Origin of the sequence: Nocardioides marinquilinus (genome assembly GCF_039543705.1) — a bacterium.
Classification (GTDB): Bacteria; Actinomycetota; Actinomycetes; order Propionibacteriales; family Nocardioidaceae; genus Nocardioides; species Nocardioides marinquilinus.
Genome location: NZ_BAABKG010000005.1, coordinates 229,277 through 246,726, shown reverse-complemented (window position 1 = coordinate 246,726; position 17,450 = coordinate 229,277). Strand labels below are relative to the sequence as shown.

Annotated in this window: 10 protein-coding genes; 1 reads left to right on the top strand and 9 read right to left on the bottom strand. The window is 75.2% G+C overall.

Annotation, left to right across the window (positions count from 1 at the left end; all coding sequences use genetic code 11):
• Positions 1-14: 14 nt before the first annotated feature.
• Positions 15-1,682: a serine/threonine-protein kinase gene (locus ABEA04_RS19010; protein ID WP_345462435.1), complete on the top strand. Its 1,668-nt coding sequence runs from the start codon at positions 15-17 to the stop codon at positions 1,680-1,682.
• 166 nt (positions 1,683-1,848) lie between these two features.
• Here the strand turns inward: ABEA04_RS19010 and ABEA04_RS19005 are convergent, their stop codons facing one another.
• From ABEA04_RS19005 to ABEA04_RS18965, 9 genes are all read right to left on the bottom strand, one after another.
• A complete protein-coding gene (locus ABEA04_RS19005) occupies positions 1,849-3,954 on the bottom strand; it encodes a transglutaminase TgpA family protein (protein WP_345462432.1) in 2,106 nt (701 codons plus the stop codon).
• Positions 3,955-3,985: 31 nt separating this feature from the next.
• Positions 3,986-5,158, bottom strand: a complete 1,173-nt coding sequence (locus ABEA04_RS19000) for a DUF58 domain-containing protein (RefSeq protein WP_345462429.1) — start codon at positions 5,156-5,158, stop codon at positions 3,986-3,988.
• Between the two features lie 15 nt (positions 5,159-5,173).
• Positions 5,174-6,181 (bottom strand): AAA family ATPase, encoded by a 1,008-nt coding sequence (locus ABEA04_RS18995; RefSeq protein WP_345462426.1) that lies wholly within the window; start codon positions 6,179-6,181, stop codon positions 5,174-5,176.
• A gap of 46 nt (positions 6,182-6,227) precedes the next feature.
• Positions 6,228-8,951 (bottom strand): NHL repeat-containing protein, encoded by a 2,724-nt coding sequence (locus ABEA04_RS18990; protein WP_345462423.1) that lies wholly within the window; start codon positions 8,949-8,951, stop codon positions 6,228-6,230.
• 92 nt (positions 8,952-9,043) lie between these two features.
• Positions 9,044-13,345 (bottom strand): type VII secretion EssC family protein, encoded by a 4,302-nt coding sequence (locus ABEA04_RS18985; protein WP_345462420.1) that lies wholly within the window; start codon positions 13,343-13,345, stop codon positions 9,044-9,046.
• Positions 13,346-13,545: 200 nt separating this feature from the next.
• Positions 13,546-13,809 carry a hypothetical protein gene (locus ABEA04_RS18980; protein WP_345462418.1) on the bottom strand — a complete coding sequence of 88 codons (264 nt, stop codon included), beginning with the start codon at positions 13,807-13,809 and terminating at the stop codon, positions 13,546-13,548.
• A gap of 116 nt (positions 13,810-13,925) precedes the next feature.
• Positions 13,926-15,773 (bottom strand): peptidoglycan-binding protein, encoded by a 1,848-nt coding sequence (locus tag ABEA04_RS18975; RefSeq protein WP_345462415.1) that lies wholly within the window; start codon positions 15,771-15,773, stop codon positions 13,926-13,928.
• A gap of 359 nt (positions 15,774-16,132) precedes the next feature.
• A complete protein-coding gene (locus ABEA04_RS18970) occupies positions 16,133-16,405 on the bottom strand; it encodes a hypothetical protein (RefSeq protein WP_345462413.1) in 273 nt (90 codons plus the stop codon).
• A gap of 69 nt (positions 16,406-16,474) precedes the next feature.
• On the bottom strand, positions 16,475-17,326 hold the full coding sequence (locus ABEA04_RS18965) for a hypothetical protein (RefSeq protein WP_345462411.1): 852 nt from the start codon (positions 17,324-17,326) through the stop codon (positions 16,475-16,477).
• Positions 17,327-17,450 lie beyond the last annotated feature (124 nt).

Sequence of the window (17,450 nt, the reverse complement as noted above, 5' to 3'; positions counted from 1 at the left end):
GGTAGGCTGCAGGCATGGTCTCGGGAACCTGTACTCAGCCGACGTCTGACGACGCCTGGAGGCCACCGGCCTCGGCGCCCGCGGACGACGAGCAGATCGACGGCTTCACCGACCTGGCCCTGGTCGGGCGCGGCGGCGACTCGGTCGTCTACCGCGCCCGCCAGGTCTCGGTCGACCGCGAGGTCGCCATCAAGGTGCTCGACCTCGACTCGGCCGGCGACCCCGAGCGGGCGGCGCGGTTCGCGCGCGAGGTCCAGATCACCGTCGACCTCGGGCGCCAGCACCCCAACATCGTCACCGTGCTGGCCACCGGCACGACGGCGTCCGGCCGACCGGCCATCGTCATGGACTTCCACGACGGCGGCACCCTGCACGACCGGCTGAGGGCCCACGGCCCGCTGCCGCCCGAGGAGGTCGGGCGCATCGGCGAGGTGCTGGCCGACGCCCTCTCCTTCGCCCACGGCCGGGGCGTGCTGCACCGCGACGTCAAGCCGCAGAACGTGCTGCTGCTGCCCACCTCGTGGGTGCTCACCGACTTCGGCATCGCACGGCTGGCCGACTCCGACCACACGTCCTCGGCCGAGCGGTTCACCTACCGCCACGCCTCGCCGCAGATCCTCGACGGGCAGCGGCCCACGGCGTCCGACGACATCTGGTCGCTCGGCTCGACGCTCTACACGCTGCTCGACGGTCGGCCGCCGTTCGCCAGCGACGACCCCGACGACGACTCCGCGCTGAGCTACCTGCGGCGGGCCCGCACCGAGCCCAACCGGCCGCTGCACGTGCCCGGAGCCGAGCGGCTCTCCGCCATCATCGACCGCTGCCTGCGCAAGGACGTCGCCGACCGCTGGGCCACGGCCGCCGAGCTGCGCGACGCCCTGCACGCGCTGCGGGGCTCCGCCTGGGAGCCCGGCGGCGCGCCCGCCGCCGCTGCCGAGCGCGCGCCCGCGCCGGTGCCGCCGCTGCTGGCGAAGAGCCCCGCCCCTGCCCCCACCCCGGCGCCCGCGCCCGCACCGCGGCGCCTCGAGCACGCCGAGCCGGCGCCGCTGGCCGTCTCGGCCGTCTCGCACGTCGTCCGCGCGACCGACGCCGACCCCACGGGCACCGGCCTGCCCGACCACACCGGCTCCTCGCCCGCGGCCCCGGTGCCGCCGGCGGCCGCGCCCGCCGTGGCCGACGACGAGCCGCCGCGCCGCCGCCGGCTGCCGGTGCTGCTCGGCGCCGCGGCCCTCACGCTCGGCCTGGTGATCGGGCTGATCGCCGCCGTCCTGCGCGGTGGGCAGGGCGACGACGGCGGCCCGCAGCGCGAGGTCTCGCAGCAGAGCGCGGCCGGCACGGTGCTGCAGGAGCCGCCCGCCGACGCCCCGGCCTTCCGCGACCGGCCCAGCCGCGACCTGTCGGTGGTCTTCACCGACGTCGCCTACGACGGCGTCACGATGCACCTGGAGTGGACCGACCCGGCCGAGGCCGAGGGCGAGTTCTACCTGCTGCGCCTCGACCCCCAGAACCCGCAGGGGCTCCCGGTCGCCCAGATGGCCCCCGGCCAGACCTCCGCCGACCTCGAGATCTCCCTGCCGCTGGGCAAGAGCTGCTACTACATCGCGGTCTTCAAGGTCACCGGCGAGTACGGCGTCAGCAAGCGCCGCTGCCTTGAGTACCCCACCAACAACACCCTCGGCTGACCCGCGCCGAGGCCGGTAGTCCCTGACGAAGATCAAGGTCCCGACCCCGGTTCCCTTGATTGTCGTCAGGGACTACCGCTGGCGACCTATCGCGATAGTGCGGTCGGGGTAGTCCCGGACGTATGCGGGGTCGACACGCCGTCGGGGACCCCGCGAACGTCAGGGACTACCGCCGGGTGAGGACGCGGGGGTCGAGCCAGAACCACCAGCGGCGCCACAGGGGCAGCGACCGGCGGGCGGTGCGGCGGACGACGCCGACGTGGCGGCGCAGCTCGGCGGGCACGGCCCCACCGGGCGACCTGCCGGACGTCGCGCCGGCGGGCGGGCCGAACGCGGACGCCTCGGCGCGCGCGGCGACCGGGGTGGCGGAGGTGATGCCGAGCCGGGCGTCGGCGTCGGCGGCGACGACGTCGGCGGGGTCGTTGAGGGCGGGGCGCAGGCCGGCCAGGCGCAGCGGGTCGCCGATCTCGAACCAGACGCCGGCGGTGCCCTGCCGGCGGTGCTGCAGGCGGCGTCCGGTTCGCAGCAGCACGAGCAGCGCCACCGCCGCCGCCAGCGCGAGCCCGGCCAGGACGGCGGGGTCGGCGCCGCCGACCGCCCCGTCGGACGGCGGCCGCGCCTCGTCGGCGGCCGCGCCGGCCTCGGTGGGCAGCGGGTCGCCGGGGCGCTCGGTCTCGGTGCTCGGCGTCGCCGAGGGGGTGCCGGTCTCGGCCGGGCCGGGCAGCTCGGCCCGCTCGGCCTCGACCGGGCTGCGGGGGGCGAAGGTCTCGTCGTCGGGGGTGGGCGAGAACGGCACCCAGCCGAGGTCGGCGAAGTAGACCTCCGCCCACGCGAGCGCGTCGCCGCCGGCGATGACCCGGGTGCCGTCGTCCTGCTCCTCGCCGGGGCCGAAGCCGACCACGACGCGGGTGGGCAGGCCGTTGGCGCGGGCGAGCACGGCGAAGGCGGAGGCGAACTGCTCCGAGGTGCCGACGCCGCCGCCCGGCGTCTTCCGGCCGCCGAGCAGGAACTCCTCGAGCCGCCACAGGGCCGAGCCGGAGCGGCCCGTGGGCGAGAGCTCGTAGCTGCGGCGCACCTGGTCCTCGATGGCCACGGCCCGCTCGAAGGGCGTGGCGCCGCGGTCGCCGACGCGGCGGGCGTACTCGCGCAGCGGGTCGGGCAGCGGCGGCAGGTCGGTGTAGCGGCCGTCGTCGGGCAGCCGGGCGGTGGCCAGCGCCTGGTCGGGCGGGGAGTCGAAGACGCCGGAGACCTCGTAGGTCAGCCCGGCGGTGCCGTCGGGGGCGTAGAGGGTGCCGGTGCCGGGGTCGAGCAGCGCGTCGGGCAGCGCGATCGAGGTGGGCGTGCCCGGGCTGGGCAGCCAATTGCCGCCCAGCTCGCGGAACTGCACCTGCACGGTGCTGTCCTGGCGGTAGGCGCCGGCGCCGAGCCCGGTGCGGCCGTCGTCGGGCAGCTGCTCGTAGCGGGTGGACGCCGTCCACTGCACGCCGTCGTAGTCGTCGAGCACCACGAGCCGCAGCGGCACGGCGGGCCCGCGCACCTGCAGCAGGGGGGTGTCCTCGTTGGTGGCCCAGGCGCCGAGCTGGGTCATCGGGTTGCTGGCGACCACGTCGACGGTGGGCGGCTCGACGCGGTCGCGGGGCTCGAACGCGCTCGCCACCGGCAGGGTCGCGATCGCGGCGAGCAGGCCGGCGCCGATGACGGCGACGGGACCGGCGAGCGCGAGCCGTCCGGAGACCGGCTCGGCGTGGTGGTCGAGGAAGACCCAGCCCAGCAGCGCCACCACGAGCATCAGCACGGCGACGATGCCCCAGGGGTCGGCGGTGCCCGCGGTCAGCAGCATCCCGACCAGGTAGAGCGCGGCGCCGCCGGCGACCGGCTCGACCTTGAGCCGGCTCTCCAGCCGCAGCCCGACGAGCACGCTGACCAGCGCGGTGAGCAGCAGCGGACCCACGAGCAGGTCGGCGCGGGCGGCGTAGGGCTGGGGCGCGGTGAGCAGGCGCGGGACGACGTCCTGCACCGTCTGCTCGAGGGTCAGCCCGGCGCCGGTGGTGGCCAGGTAGGCCGCCATCACCGACAGCAGCACCAGCATCGAGCTGGCGAACCAGCGCGACAGGCCCACCCGGATGGCGCCGCGCAGCAGCAGCAGCGGCAGGGCCGCGACGAGCACGAACAGCAGCGAGACGGTCCACCGGTGCCACGCCGTCGCCGGCACGAGGGCGCCGAGCACCAGCAGCGAGACCGGCCACGCCAGGCGCGCCACCTTGGCCATCATGCGACGGCCTCCCGGGCGCTCATCGGGGTGTTCATGCCGCGCTCACCACGGCCTCGTCCCACAGCATCGACAGGCTCACCGAGGTGGCGCCGCGCAGCACGAGCACGCCGCCCTCCTGGTGGGCGCCGACGAGCGGGGCCGGGTCGACGACGGCCACGATGCGCACCGAGGCCTCGCCGAGGGCGAGGGAGATCTCGCGCAGGTCGGCGCCCGGGCCGGTGACGGCCACCGCGACGTCGAGGTTGGTGCCGCGCAGCTCGACGCGGCCCAGCGAGCCGGTGAGCCCGATCTCGGCGAACAGCCAGTCGAGCTCCTGCTGCTCGTGGCGTGGACGCCGGTCGGCCGAGCCGGGCACCACGACGCTGCTGCGGTCGCTGCCGGTGTGGAAGCGCACGGGCGAGCCGGCGTCGATGGCGACGTGGCACACGGCGGCCGCCATCTCGACGGCCTCCTCGAACAGCGCCTCGTCGCCGAGGTAGCTCGCCGCCCGGTCGTCGAGGACGACGCACACGTGCGCCTCGGACGGCTCGGCGTCCTCGCGCACCATCAGCCGGCCGCTGCGGGCGCTGGTGGCCCAGTGCAGCCGGCGCAGGTCGTCGCCCATCGCGTACTCGTGCAGGCCGACGAGGTCGGTGCCGCCGACCTCGGCGCTGAGGTCGCTGCCGGCGACGGCGCGGCGCCGTCCGCCGAGCATGCCGGCGAGCGGCACGTGGCGGGGCAGCACCCGCACCTGGTCGACGCCGCCTGACTCGGTGGAGCGCGCCGCCATCGCGGTCAGCCCGGCCAGGCGCACCTGCACGGGGCCGACGTCGACGAGCCCGCGGCGCGGCGTGGGGACCGGGTAGCCGACCTCGGCCGGCGCGGTGTCGGACTCGACGCGGTCGGGCAGCGCGACCGGCACCAGGGTGCTGTCGACGCGGTCGGCGACGTCGAGGCGCACCAGGCCGCGGCGCCGGCGTCCACGCACCCGCAGGTGACCGTGGCAGTGGTCGCCGCGCACCACGACGCGCGGGTCGATGCGCCGGTCGACCGAGACCGGCCGAGAGGTCAGGACGGCGACCAGCTCGGCGACCACGAGGCCGACGAGGCAGCCGCCGAGGCCGGCGACGAGCAGGTAGCGCCAGGCCAGCCCGGCGACGAGCAGCGCCAGGCCGAGCCCGGCGACCGCCTTGCCGCGGGCGGTGAGGCTGGTCCAGGCCGTCATCGGGCGCGCACCGCCTCAGCCGGCGTCGGGCTGCGGCGGCTGCACCGAGTCGAGCACCTCGTGCACGACGTCGGCGCTGCTGTGCCCGGCCAGGACGGCGTCGCGGGCGAGCACCGTGCGATGGGCCAGCACCGGCTCGGCCATGCGCTGCACGTCGCTCGGCACCACGTAGTGGCGGCCGCGGGCGGCGGCGTAGACCTGCAGGCACCCGACGAGCGCCTTGAGGCCGCGGGTGCTGACGCCGATGCGCACGCGCGGGTCGCGGCGCACCGCCACCCCGATCTCGCGCACGTAGCGCAGGATCGGGTCGGCCACGTGCAGCCGGTTGAGCTGCGCGCTCACGGCGGCGACCTCGGCGGGCGTGGTGACGGCGGCGACGTCGTCGACGTGGCCGGCCGTGCTGCCCGGCCGCAGCACCTCGATCTCGTGCTCGGCGTCGGGGTAGCCGAGCGAGGTGCGCACGAGGAACCGGTCGAGCTGTGCCTCGGGCAGCCGGTAGGTGCCCTCGAGGTCGACCGGGTTCTGCGTCGCGATCACCACGAACGGCGACGGGACGGCGTGGCCGGTGCCGTCGACGGTCACGGTGCGCTCCTGCATCACCTCGAGCAGCGCCGACTGGGTCTTGGCCGCGGCCCGGTTGATCTCGTCGGCCAGCACCACGTTGGCGAACACCGGCCCGGGGCGGAACCGGATCTGCCCGTCGCGGGGGTCGAAGACGGTGGTGCCGGTGACGTCGCTCGGCAGCAGGTCGGGGGTGAACTGCACCCGGCGGACCTCGCCGCCCAGCGCCTTGCCGAGCGCTCGCGCCAGCGTCGTCTTGCCGGTGCCGGGCACGTCCTCGAGCAGCACGTGCCCGCCCGCGAACATGCTGACCAGGGCGAGGTCGATCACGCCCCGCTTGCCGTGGACGGCGGTCTCGACGGCGTCGCCGAGCCGCTGGTGCAGCCGCCCGAAGGCGGCGATCTCGGTCTCGCCGGGGGCAGGGCTCGCGGCGGAGGAGTGGGACGACGTCACGACGGTCATCGTGGCCTCCTGCGGGCAGGCTGCGCCACCGACGGTCCAGCGGCGGTCACTGGATCTCGCAGGTCTGCGGGTACTCGACGCCGCAGGGCTGCTGCGGGTACTCGGGCGCGGGCTCGGTCGGGGCCGGCTCGGTCGGCACCGGCTGGGTCGGGGCCGGCTCCGGCGGGGGCGCCGGTGCCGGGTCGACCTGCTGGGTGGTGGTGAAGGCGTGCGAGGCGCTGCGCGCGGTGCCGCCCTCGTTGGTGGCCGTCATCGTCACGGTGTAGCTGACGGTGCCGGGCGCCGGGGCCTGGATGCGGCCGTGGGAGTAGGGCACGCGCACGCTGGTCTCGTCGCAGTCGACCACGCCGGTGGTGACGGTGGTGCCGTTGCTCAGCTCCCACCCGCAGGCGCCGCCGAAGCGCTCCCAGTCCTCCGGCGGGCGCAGGCGCAGCAGCACCGAGCCGGTGCCGTCGGCGGTGGCGGACGACGTCCGCGGGCCCTGGTCGATGACCCGCTGGTTCGAGTCGGGCAGCGGCGGCGGCGGCTGGTCGGGCGCGGTGCCGACGGCGGTGCCGGGCTTGCCGGAGCCGAGGTCGTTGTTGGCGATGACCGAGACGGTCCAGTCGCCGCCGACGGTGCAGTTGGCGTCGTCCCAGCGGTCGCAGGTCCACTCGAAGACCGCGCGCCGGTCGGTGGGCGCCACGCGGCGGCTCTCGCGGCCGTCGGGCGTCTGCACGGTGACGTCGTAGCTGTCGACGGACTCGCCGTTGGCGGGCGCCTCGCTCCAGGTGACGCCGACGACGAAGCGCTCGACGTCGTCGTCGCCGCGGTAGACGGCCTTGGTGCGGACGGCGGGGGCGCCGGGCCGGGCGGTGGTGACCACGGCGTCGGTGGCGTCGGAGGCCTCCTCGGTCTCGTCGAGCACGGCGACGACCACGAAGGAGGTCTCCTCGCCCGGCACGACGTCGACCATCGCGTTGCGCACCCAGCTCTCGTAGGTGCCGTAGACCTCGCCGTCGGTGGAGCGCACCTCGAACAGGTCGGGCTTGGGGAAGCCCGAGTGGCTCCACGAGATCTGCACCTGGCCCTCGGGCAGCGCGCTCGCCACGACGTTGCGCGGGGCGCTCAGCGGGGCGCCGGCGTCGCCGTCGTCGGTCTCGTCGGTGGTGCCGGGCTCGTCGGGGTCGCCGCCCTCGATGCCGGGGCACTCGTCGTCGAGGCCGTTGCCGTGACCGTCGCCGCGGTGGCCGCGTCCGCCCTTGTCGCCCTTGCCCTGGCGCATCGTCGCCTCGTCGTCGCACTCCTCACCCGGGTCGGTGGGGTCGGTCGGGTCGGTGGGGTCGGTCGGGTCCGTGGGGTCGGTGGGGTCGGTCGGATCGGTCGGGTCGGTGCCGGTGGTGCCGCCCGGGGTGGGGTCGGGCTCGCTCGGGGTCGGCGGCGTCGGCGGGGTCGGGGTCGGCGGGGTGGGCCGGTCGGGCTCGGGCTCGTCGGTCTCGTCGGGACCGAGCAGCGCGTCGAGGACGTCGTCGGGCGTCGGCAGCGGCGGCTGCGACGTCGGACCCGGCGTCTCGAGCGGCACCTCCTCGTCGTGGCGCACCAGCGCGGTGGTGCGGCCGTCGGAGTGGACGACGAGGCCGGCGTCGGCCCCGGGGGTGTTGATGATCAGGGTGTCGTCGTCGAGGACGAGCTCGGGGTTGTCGGCCTCGGTGGCGATCTCGTCGGCGCGCTGGCCGGTGCGGTCGAGCTGCACCACCTTGGCGTCGCCGCGGCACGGCACCCAGACCTGGCTGTTGTAGACCTCGGGGGTGCCGGGCTCGGCGCACGCGATGGTGCGCATGTCGACCTCGGTGATGCCCTCGGGCGAGAGGATGACGACCACGCCGCGATCGGCCGCCGAGACCGGCACCAGGTCGTTCGGCGAGCGCTCGGGGGCGTAGAGGTCGCCGGTGAGCACGGGGGCGTCGCCCTGGTAGTCGTGGTCGGTGCCCTGCTGGGCGACGATGCCCTGGTCGGGGCCGAAGACGGTGACGCCGCGGTCGTGGGCGACCATCACCGAGCCGGGACCGCTGAGGTCGACGGTGCTGGTGTCGTCGTCCTCGAAGGCCTGCTGGTCGGTCGACCAGCGCAGCTGGTGCAGGTCGCCGTTGTCCTCCAGCGCCCAGAGGGTGCCCTCGCCGTCGACGGTGGCGTCGGCCAGGCCCGAGCGGGCGACCCAGATGGCGCCGACGGCGTCGAGGGTGACCGGGTCGACGGCGGCGATGGTCGACTCCTCGGAGTCGACGAGGAAGACGCCGTCGTCGGTGGTGAGCGTGTCGACCGCGCCGCCCTCGCTGACGCGCCGCTGGCCGGAGACCAGCACGCTGCTGAGGTCGAAGGCCAGCATGCGGCCGCTGGTGTGGTCGGTGACGTAGAGCTGGTTGCCGAACTGGGCCGCGACGTCGAGGTCGTGGCCGGGGTCGCCCACCAGGCGGCGGACCTCGAGGTCGCCGGTGGCGGGGTTGACCTGGATGACCTCGCCGGAGGGGTCGTCGCTGAGCCAGGTGAGGCCGTCGGCGATGTCGACGGCGGTCTGGCTGATGCCCTGGCCGAAGAAGACGCCGGCGACCAGCGAGCCGCTGACCACGAGCACCGACAGCTCGGCCGCGCCGCGTGATCGTCGGCGCTCGGCCTTGCTGCGCCTGGACGCCGTGCCCCCGGCCGCCCCGGCGGCGTCACCCGTGGTGCGCCGCGGGGCCCGCAGGCCGGTGATGCTCTGACGGATCCGGGTCCCGAGCCCTTGCCGCGTCATCTGTTCTCCTTGTTCGACCGGGGCCTGGGCCCCGGGTTGCAGCTTCCCGACGACGCCTGGGACGGCCGGGGCCTCTCAACGGCTCCCACCGGTCACGACGCGGGGTGCGCGTCGGGCCCGGAGAGGGGCTGGCCGTTGATCAGCTGTGCCACCCAGGCGGTGCCGGCGTCGCACCACACTCCTCGCCCGGGTCCCGTGAGGGGCTCGGCGGTCTTGGTCGGCACCGCGGCACCGAGAGCGTCGCCGTCGGCCCACTCCGGTGAGAGCAGGAAGCCGCGACGCGATCGACGTGCGGTCTCGACCAAGCCCTCCGGCCCGCCTCGGGCCTTCGCCTGGGCGCTGTCGGCCGTGACCACCATGCCGATGCGGTGGCCATGGGTGCCGAGATCACCCAGGAGACGGTCCCGCGCAGAGCGTCGCGCTTCGTCGACTCCGACTCCAACATCCCACAGATGGGCGTCGTCGGCCATGACGAGCGCCCAGGAATCTTCCGAGGCAGCCCCCGGGCCGGCCAGCCACGCGGCCACCGCGTCGGCCGTGGCGGCGAGGTCGCGCTCGCGGATGACGGTGGGCGGGTTGTCGCCGCGGGCGACCAGCGCCTGCAGCCCGTCGAGGGCACCGGTGCGGCCGGTGCGGGCCCGGCCGGCGACCAGCACGGGGCCGGCGAGCAGGTCGACCTCGAGGACGGCGACGGCGTCGGCGTCCACGGCGACCGCGACGCGCGAGCCGCGCGGCGCGGGCAGCGAGACCTGGTCGAGGCGGGTCGGCATGGGCGGCACCGGGGCGGTGCTGCGGCCGGCGACGCGGGGCGCGAGCAGCTGGCCGATCGCGGCGACCCGCTCGGCCTGCACCGGGGTGCCGGCGCCACCGGTGGTGAGGACCTGCACGCTGCGCTTGCCGAGCAGCCCGGCGCCGGGGACGCTGTCGGCGTCCAGCACCTTGCCGGGCACGCCGAGCATCAGGTAGTCGTCGTCGGTGGTCATCCGCAGCACGATGCGGCGTCCGAACGTGGAGCCGATCGCGCTGGGGACGCCGGTGCGGCCCGGCGCGGTGGCCAGCACGTGGATGCCGACGCGGCGGCCGTTCTGCAGCACCGTCTGCAGCCGCTCGACGTGGGCCGGGGCGACACCGCCGCCGGTCTCGAGGGCGTCGACGAGGGCCGGCAGGTTGTCGACGAGCACGTAGACGCGCGGCAGGGCCGCGCCCTGGCGGGCGAGGTCGTCGAGGTCGGCGCAGCCGCGCGCGGCCAGCGCCTGCGCCCGCTCGTCCATCGTGCGGCGCAGCAGCCGGATCAGCCGCATGACCCGGCCGAGCTGCGACTCGCCCACGATGGCCTCGACGGTGGGCACGCCGCTGATGGCGGCGAGTCCGCCGCCGGCGAAGTCGATGCCGTAGACGTAGGGCGCGACGCCGTAGCGGCCGAAGGCGTCGCCGATCGAGACGCTCAGGGCGGCGCTGCGCAGCAGCTCGGTCTTGCCCGAGCCCGACGCGCCGTGCACGAGCAGGTGGCCGACGGCGGCGAGGTCGACGACGAGGTCGGGCTGGCGCTGGGCCTCGGGCTCGTCGATGCGGCCGAGGACGACCTGGCCGCTGGTGCGGCCGGTGGCGGCCTCCTGGATCGCGGCGGGCTCGAGCAGCAGCTCGGGCGGCAGCGCCGGCAGCCACGGCCGCTTGGGGTCCGGCGCGCCGGAGCGGTCGAAGGCGCTGCCGATGGTCTGCACGCAGCGCTCGAGGTCGGTGCGCGGGTTGAGCCGGTCCTCGGGGGCCGAGCCGTCGACGGCGGTCTGGGTGACGGCGCTGAACGGGTTGACCAGCACCGGCACCTCGGAGCCGGCCATCGGCTCGCGGGCGCCGGTCCACGCCGACTGCACCAGCTCGGCGGTGCCGTGGCCGGTGCGGCGGATCCAGGCGCGGCCGGGGGTGCGGCGCGAGATGCGGCACGCCTCGGGGCTGTCGATGACGTCGCGCGAGTCGTCGGCCGAGCTGACGCGCAGCGAGATGCGCAGGTCGGCGTTGGCCTTGATGTTGCCGGTGACGACGCCCGCGGGCCGCTGGGTGGCCAGCAGCACGTGCATGCCGAGCGAGCGGCCGCGCTGGGCGATGTTGACCATGCCGTCGACGAACTCGGGCACCTCGGAGGTCAGCGCGGCGAACTCGTCGACGCAGATGAGCAGGCTGGGCGGGGCGACGTCGGGCCGCTCGCGCTCGAGCTGCACGAGGTCCTTGACGCCGTACTCGCCCAGCAGCAGCTCGCGCGAGGCGATCTCGGCGCCGATCGAGGTGAGGGCCCGCTGCACCAGCGCCGGGGTGAGGTCGGTGATGTAGCCGACCGTGTGCGGCAGGTCGGCGCACTCGCGGAACGCGGCACCGCCCTTGTAGTCGACGAGCAGGAAGTTCATCCGCGACGGCGGGTTGTTCAGCGCGAGCGAGCACAGCAGCGACTGCAGCAGCTCGCTCTTGCCCGAGCCGGTGGTGCCGGCGACCAGCCCGTGCGGGCCGTCCTCGCGCAGGTCGAGGGTGACGACGCCGTCGACGCCGGCGCCGATCTGGGCGCGCAGGCCCGACGACTGCTGCCAGCGGGCCGCGACCGCGGCGACGTCGTCGAGGTCCTCGAAGTCGCTGCTCACCTCGGGCAGCCGCACCAGCGAGGGGATGGCGGTGCTCGGCGGCAGGACGGCGGCCTCGTCGACGTAGGCGGTCATCAGCCGGGCGGTGCGCCACGCGAAGTCGAGGGTGACGGCGTCGGCGGTGTCGATGTGGCAGATGCCCCGGCGGTCGGCGATGCCGACCTCACCGGTGTCGAGGTCGACGCGCAGCGACGTGGCGGCCGGCACCTCGGCGGCGTCCCGGCCGAGCCAGACCAGGTGCAGGCCGCGCTCGGCGGCCACCTGGGCGACCGACTCGACGGTGCGGCGGGCGATGCCGGCGTCCTCGTCGACGAAGCAGATGGTGTGGCCGCGGCCGACGTCCTCGGTGACCAGCTGGTCGAGCAGCACCGTGGCGGCGCGGGCGCCGACGGCCACGGGCGGCTCGCCGCCGACGCGGGCGGTGGCGTGCGGCAGCCACCGCAGCCAGGCCTCGTGGCCGCTGCGGGCGCGGCCGAAGCAGCCGGCGACCGAGAGGTCGGTGGGGGAGTGGTCGAAGGCCAGGCGCAGCATCATCGAGCGCACCAGCGCGTCGACGGCGTGCGGCTGGCCGGTGATGGCGACGAGCGGGTGCGCGGTGAGGTCGGCCAGCACCGGCATGTCGGCGAGGGTGTCGCGCTGGGTGAACTCCTCGGCGACCGTGCGGCGGCTGGCGCGGTCGCCGCCGTCGTTGATCGAGCCGCGCAGCATGGCCGGCACGGTGCCGATGCCCAGGCGCGTCACCAGGAAGGCCTGCCGGGTCTCGGAGCGGGCCCACAGGTAGGCGTCGCGGTTGGCGGCGCGGGTGCGCAGCGTCTCGGCGTCCGGGTAGTCGTCGTGCAGCTGCTGGCGCTGCCGCTTGGCGTGCTCGTCGATCTGGGTGAGGTAGTCGTCGACGTCCTGGCGCCAGTCGGCGAGGTCCTCCTGGAACTGCTTCTCGGCGGCGCGCTTCTGCTGTCGCCAGCCGAGGAAACCGAGGATCGGCCACGCCAGCATGTAGATGACGGCGTACATGCTGCGGGCGCGCATGAACAGCGCCACGCCCATCACCATCGGCAGCATCAGCATCGCCCAGGGCATGGGCGAGGGGCGGGTCTTGGACGGCGGCGCCGGCACCTCGAGGCACTCCTCGACCAGCGGCTCGCCGAAGCGCGGCGGCCGGAACACCGAGACGGCGGGCGCCTCGGTGGGCACCTCGCCGGGGTCGACGACGAGCGTCGAGCGGCCCAGGCGGATCGGGGTGCCCCAGTCGATCTCGCGGCCGGTGACCACGCGCTCGCCGCCGACCAGGGTGCCGTTGGCCGAGCCCTCGTCGTAGACGGTGGGCCGGGTGCCGAGCACGATGCGGGCGTGGCGCTGGGAGACCAGCGGGTCGGTCAGCCGCAGCGTGCACGACGAGCCGCGGCCGAGGGTGAGCGAGCTGCCGCGCACGTGCAGGCGCTGGCCGCGGTCGGGGCCGTCGGTGACGCGCAGGACGGCGCGCGGGCGCGCCGAGCTCGACGCGCGGCTCAACCACGAGGTGGGAGCCGTGACGACGTCGAGCAGGTCGCCGGTGCGCAGGCCGCACTCGGAGACGAGGCGGTCGGCCGGCCACGGGTGGTCGCCGTCGAGGGGGACCAGCAGCAGGTGCGGCTGGTCGGGCGCGACGTGGCGGCCGATGGCGCGGGCGAGGTCGGCGACGGTGGCCTCGTTGCGGGCCGTGACGCCGACGTCGACCGACGGCAGCCCGGTCTCGGCCGGGGTCCTGAGCGAGAGGGTCCACGTCTGCACGGACGGCCTCCTGGGTTCGGGTGGAGCGCGGGAGCGGGAGCGGTGCTGGTGAGGTGCTGGTCCTGGTTCTGGTTCTGCTTCTGGTTCTGGTTCTGCACGTGCTGTGGGGACGGCGACGGCCGCCGGGCACGAGCCCGGCGGCCGTCGAGTCCCGCGTGCGTGGTGACTGACCGCGCCCCCGAGAGGCGCGGTCGCCCACGTCAGTTGGAGACGGTCTCCTGCTCCTGCGCCTGGTTGTTGATCAGCGTGGAGAACTCCTGGAGCGACTGGGTGATCCGCTGGAGCTGGGTGACGTAGTCGCCGTTCCAGGTCTCGCGGGTGCGGTCGGCGTCGGGGCCGATCCAGTCGAAGCCCTGGATCACCTGGGTGAGGCGACCGGTGAGCGTCTCGAGCTCCTGCGAGCCCTGGTTGATCTGCTGCGACGCCTGGCGACCGGCCTCGACATCCATACCCTTCATGGCCATGGGAACTGCTCCTTCTCGTTGGTGATGTGCAGCGGTTGCTGCGATGGGTGCAGCGGTTGCTGCCGGGGTGGTGCGTCAGGTGGTGCGGATAGGTGGTGCGGTGAAGCGGGTGGTGCTCAGTTGCCGGAGCCCATGCGGGACCGGACGTGCTGGGTGGCCTCGGCGGCCGTGATGACGCCGTTGCGGTTGACGTCGAGCTCGCGGTTGGGCCCGTAGGCCCGGTCGCCCTGGGTGAACAGGGCGTCGTCGCCCGAGTGCGGGCTGCCGGCGAGGATCGAGGTGTAGACGCTCTCGAGGTCGCCGAGCCGGCCGCGGTAGGGCTCGAAGTAGCGCTCGACGTAGTCGAGCTGCTGCACCGGCGTCATCTGCGCGAGCTGGTCGGTGGTGGTGCCGAGGCCGCGGGCGGTGGAGTCCATGAACTGGATCAGGCCGGTGGCGCTGCTGCGCGGGTTGCGCACGTCGCTGGCGAAGGAGCCTCCGGTCTCGAAGCTCATCGCGGCCATGATGTGCTCGGGCTGCGCACCGAGCCGCTGGGCCATGCCCTCGACGCCGCGCAGGAACTCCGGCGTCACGTTCGCGTTGCCGCGCACGCCGGTGATCTGGTTGTAGTCGTAGCCGCTGGGCGAGGTGTAGCCCTGGCCGGTCTGCACCGGCAGCGGGTGGTCGGCGCGGTAGGCGTCGTAGGCGGCCTGCGTGTTCTTGCCCCAGGCGCCGTCGGCGCCCTTGGTGTCGTAGCCCGCGGCCGTGAGCCGCTCCTGCAGCTCGGTGACGCCCTCGCCGCGCGAGCCGCGGCCGTTGCTGCCGGCCAGCTGGTCGATGCGGGGGTCGGCACCGGTCGCGCCGCCCGCGCCGCGGGCCGCGAGGGCCGCACCGCCGAGACCGAGGGCGGCCGCACCGCCGGCGATGCCGGCCGCGGCGCCGTAGCTCGGCCCGCTGTCGTTGGCCGCACCGGTCGGCGTCGCCTCGCCCATGGTGGAGGAGCCGAGCGACTCCGCACCCGGGGTGGCGCCGCCGAGGCCGCCGTCGGCGACCGGCTGCGAGGAGGTGTTCGGGCCGCTGGAGTTCAGCTCGGTGGCCGGGTTGGCGTGGTTGACGCCGGGGTCGCCGATCGAGGGCGTGCCGAGCTGGGACGAGGTCGGCGCCGGCGAGCTGGTGGGCGAGCCGGTCGGCGTGCTGCCCGAGCCGGACGACGACGGGGTGCCGCCGGTGGTGCCGGCACCGGAGTCGCCGAGGCGCTCGCCGCCGACGCTGTGGTTGCCGGGCTCGAACGGCGTCCCGGTCGGCGCCGGGGCGGTGCCGCCGACGGCGGTCGGGGTCGGGCCGCCGGCGGTGGGCGAGGGCGCGGGGCCGCCGACGGTCGAGGGCCCGGTGGTGGTCGGCGTCGCGCCGGCTCCGGTGTCGGTGCCCGTGCCGGTGCCGGTGGCGGGCGCCGTCCCGTCGGGGCCGTCGAGGTCGATGCCGGTGTCGATCATCAGGTGGCCGTTCTCGCCGATGGTCAGCGAGGGGCCGGTGGTGGTGGCCGGGGAGGTGGGCTCGGTGCCGGGCGTGGCCGGCGTCGTGCCGTCGGTGGGCACCTGCGGGGCGGTGCTGCCCGGCGTCCCCCCGAGCGGCTCGCCCTGGTAGGGCGTGATCGGCGCCGGCAGCTGCGGGGTCTGGTAGGTGGGCAGCGAGCCCATGTCGACCGAGCCGCCGTCGCTGGCCTGGTCCTGGGCGTCGGCCTGGGTGCCGAGCACCTTGGCGAACAGGCCGAGCGCCTCCGAGATGCGCTCGAGCCACGGGACGACGGTGGTCTCGAGGTACTGGGCGTAGGCCGCGCTGGCACCGCCGCTGAAGAACGAGGCCGCCTTGAGGATGGCGATCAGGGCCTTGAGGAACATGATCACCTGGTCGGTGGTCTCCTTGCCCTCCTGGAACGCCTGGCCGACCTCTCGCAGCTCGTCGGTGTCTGCCCCGAGTAACGCCATGGTCGTGCTCCTGTCGTGTGTGCCGGTCGTGGCCGGCGGTCTGCGCCGAGAAGGTCTTCCTGCGGTGGTCGAGCACCGCGATGGCCAGGAACCTAGGCAGCGCGATCGACGCCGGTCGAGGGCGTCGCGGGTGGAAACTTCCTCCCCGTGGGCGGTGAACCGACCGCGCCGGAACCCCAGGCAGGGGTGGAAAAACACCAGAGCCACCGGCCGTGACCGGTGGCTCTGGGTGCGGTGCCCGACCGAGGCCGGACGCCGCGTTCGCGTAGCTCGCTCCCGTGGCTACACGTGCTGTGCGCGCCGCAGCGCGCAGTCTGGGGTGGTGCTGGGGATGATGCTAGCCCGGCGCCCGTCGTCGGTCAGGAGCTGACGGCGTCCTGCTCGTCGGCCTTGGCGCGAAGATAGCCCGCCTGCTCGTTGATCGACTCGCACGCGGCGTTCGCGTTGGGCAGGAAGCTGCTGCCGATGTCGTCGGTGATGCGGTCCTTGTCGGGGCCGATCCAGCTGGTGGCGGTGACGCGCTGCAGCAGCGCCGCGCACACGCCGGCCACCTGGCCCGCGTGCTGGTCCATCTGGCCCGAGACCTCGCGGGCGTGCTCGGTGTCCATCCCCTGCATGTTGCTGTTCGCCATGACGGCCTCCCTGCCTGGTGCTGTGTGGCTCGTGGTGGCTCGAACCTAGGCAGCGGGAAGGGGTGGCGACTAGGAGACGGCCGGTGGAACCTTCCGCTCTGCGGCGGCCCGTTCGACCCGCTCGAGGTCGTCGACGGTGACCAGTCGCACCTCGGCGGTGCGGCGTCCGATGGCGAAGCGCACGTTCTGGGCGCGGCCGCGGCCGGCGCGGAACGGGTCGTCCTTGGGTCCGAAGGCGAGCGCCGAGATGGCGCGGATGGCGTCGTCGACCCGCTGGGCCCGCTCGAGGTTCCAGGCGTAGCCGTGCCACTCGAGCACGCGCTCGTAGATCTCGCGGTTCGACGGCGGGCGCGGGTAGTCGTCGGTGCCGGTGAGCCACGGCTCGGACAGGGCGAGGGCGACGTACCACTCGCGCGAGAGCGGGGGCAGTCGCGGCGCCGGCGCGGTGACGGCGGCGTCGGCCTCGAGGTCGTCCTCCTCCGACGGGCGCGGGCGGCTGGCGCCGGCCGCCGCGGAGGTGGCCACGTCGACGACGATCGCGAGGTCGGCGTAGGTGTCGGGCCCGGTCTGGCGGCCGCGCATGACCAGCAGCTGGTTCTCGCCCTCGTCGAGCAGCAGCGACATGCCCTCGGCGACCGTGACGCGGCGGGCGCCGCCGGGGGCGTCGAAGAGGCTGGCGACCTGGGTCTCGCCCGAGCCGTGCCAGCGCAGCCGGGCGATCTCGTCGCCGACGACGAGCTCGCCGAGCAGGCGGCTGACGTGGGGGGCGCACCGGGGCAGGGCGATGGCGGTGACGCGCAGCGCGTCGTCGGGGTCGTCGTCGGGGACGGCGTGGTGCGGCGAGCGGCCGAAGAGCAGCGTCTCGCCGGAGCCCAGGGTCACCGTGGGCAGTCCCGCTCCGCGCAGCGTCACCCGCAGCATCGGAGGGTCCTGCGGGTCGTGGGGGCCCCCGCTGCCTGCATGGCTCGAATCCAACCACAGCCGTCTCACACCTAGGTGACGTTCGGACGACGGGCCGGGATCCCTCCCCCCGAGGTTGGTGCAC